Source organism: Mesoflavibacter sp. CH_XMU1422-2, assembly GCF_037029245.1.
In the GTDB taxonomy this organism is placed as follows: Bacteria; Bacteroidota; Bacteroidia; order Flavobacteriales; family Flavobacteriaceae; genus Mesoflavibacter; species Mesoflavibacter zeaxanthinifaciens.
The window spans coordinates 1-1284 of record NZ_JAYMEE010000009.1 but is presented as its reverse complement, the minus strand read 5'-3'; the positions used below and the strand labels follow the sequence as shown (position 1 = coordinate 1284).

Genomic DNA, 1284 nt, shown 5'->3' with positions numbered 1-1284 from the left:
AGACCGTTGTGCATTATTATGACAAAAACTATGAAAAATATATTGCTTTTAATCTTGACCTTGCTAAATTATTTTGTTTATTCTCAAAACAATTCTGCTTATGAAATAGAATTCAATGGCAAAGTTTTTTTTGACAGCGAACAAGACAGTTTGAGGTATTCAAAATATTATGAAAAATTAGGCAATGAAATAACAGACCGTATTTTAACAGCCGAAAAACAAATTGTAATTATAAATAAAGATTCTATTATTATTGAGGAATTTCCAAAAATAATTGGACCATCAAAAACAATATTTATTAGAAATAAGGATAGAAATGACCGCCTTGATTTAGACTCTGGCAAAAAAATAAAATGGAACAATCCTCATATAACAGCAAAATATAGGAGGCTTAGAAACTACAAGAGAATTCCAAAAGAAGACAAAACAATTCTGAATGAACAATGTGAAGCTTGGATTTCTGAATCTAAAAATGGATGGAATAAAATATGGATTTCTAAGAAAAGATTGGAAAATTGTCAATTAGAATATCCAGACCTTATTGTTAATGGATTTTTAGTTTTAAAAAGAACTAAATATGTTAATGGCTCAAGAATTATAGATTTTGAGGCTAAATCAATCAAAAAAATCAATACTACTAATTTCAAGGATATTTTAGAAAAGCATTTAGAAATTGATATTAAAACTAAATATAGTCCTATTGATGAAAACCAAAACTTGTCTAACAAACCAATAAAAGTTGGAAATCAAGTTGAAAATTTTGCATTCAGAAATGTATTCGAAAATGACCTTATTAAACTTTATGATATTACTAAACAAAAGAAATATACAATTGTAGAGTTTTGGGGAACTTGGTGCGTACCTTGCTTACTTGCAAATGAAAAAATTAAAGAGTTAAAAAAAACTTATCAAGATAAACTATCAATTTTTTCGATTAATGCCTATGACAGAAATATTAGCAAGCTAAAAAAAATGATTGCTAAAAAGCAAATGGACTGGACACACGGTTATTCGACTGAAAAACTACTTAAAGTTTTCAACAGAAAAGACACTTATCCGAGATTAGTGATTTTGAATAACGAAAATGAAGTACTATTTATGGGAAACCCACAAGTTGACTTTGATAAAATAAAAGAGATATTAAACAAATAACAATGCACAACAATGGCTATAAGTAATTGCTTGTTCTCGCCTACTTTGGAAATTCCTGCGGAATTTCCAACTTGGTGTGTACTTGTAAAGTTAAGTGCTAACCCACGCAACTACTCATAGCCGAGACCGTTG

Annotated in this window: 1 protein-coding gene; it reads left to right on the top strand. The window is 28.6% G+C overall.

Annotated features, from left to right (window positions below; translation table 11 throughout):
• The first annotated feature begins 30 nt into the window (after window positions 1-30).
• Window positions 31-1152 carry a TlpA family protein disulfide reductase gene (locus WA340_RS02590; protein ID WP_336127165.1) on the top strand — a complete coding sequence of 374 codons (1122 nt, stop codon included), beginning with the start codon at window positions 31-33 and terminating at the stop codon, window positions 1150-1152.
• The last annotated feature ends 132 nt before the right edge of the window (window positions 1153-1284 follow it).

Bases quoted from the DNA above. Each gene is read 5' to 3' on its own strand.
- WA340_RS02590 (WP_336127165.1), top strand. From the start codon at position 31: ATGAAAAATATATTGCTTTTAATCTTGACCTTGCTAAATTATTTTGTT.